The sequence below is a fragment of the Actinomadura sp. 7K534 genome, assembly GCF_004348575.1.
In the GTDB taxonomy this organism is placed as follows: Bacteria; Actinomycetota; Actinomycetes; order Streptosporangiales; family Streptosporangiaceae; genus Spirillospora; species Spirillospora livida.
Genome location: NZ_SMKB01000561.1, coordinates 1 through 425, shown reverse-complemented (window position 1 = coordinate 425; position 425 = coordinate 1). Strand labels below are relative to the sequence as shown.

General features: G+C 76.5%; 1 pseudogene. It reads right to left on the bottom strand.

The window, feature by feature from the left end:
- Positions 1-213: 213 nt before the first annotated feature.
- Positions 214-425 (bottom strand): annotated as a pseudogene (locus E1266_RS39145) (hypothetical protein); the annotation flags it as partial.

Genomic DNA, 425 nt, shown 5'->3' with positions numbered 1-425 from the left:
GTGGGGTGGTCGTCGGCGTGGGCCGCAGTTCCAGCCGTATTGGCTGGGGTCGGGTGAGCCGGCGCTGGAGCGTGCGGAGCCGTCGCCGGGTGTGGCGCCGGGGCCGGTGCCGGTGGGGGAGCGGGCGCCGGAGCGGAGTCTGGTGGCGGTGGTGCTGGGGTTGGTGGCGCTGCTGGCCGTGCTGGCGGTGCTGATGGGTGTGTTGTTCGCGTGTCAGCCGGAGGCGACGGAGCCGCCGCCGGAGCCTGTGGAGCCGACGCCGACGTTCGAGCGGCCGTCGCGGTCGCCGTTTCCGGGGCGTCCTTCGCCGACGCCGTCGCCGTCGGGGTCGACGCCGCTGCCGTCTCCGTCGCCGTCGGGTACGGGCGGGGATGACGGCGCGCCGCTGTAGGGGGCCTGTTCGCGGGGGCGTGTGAGCTCGGGGC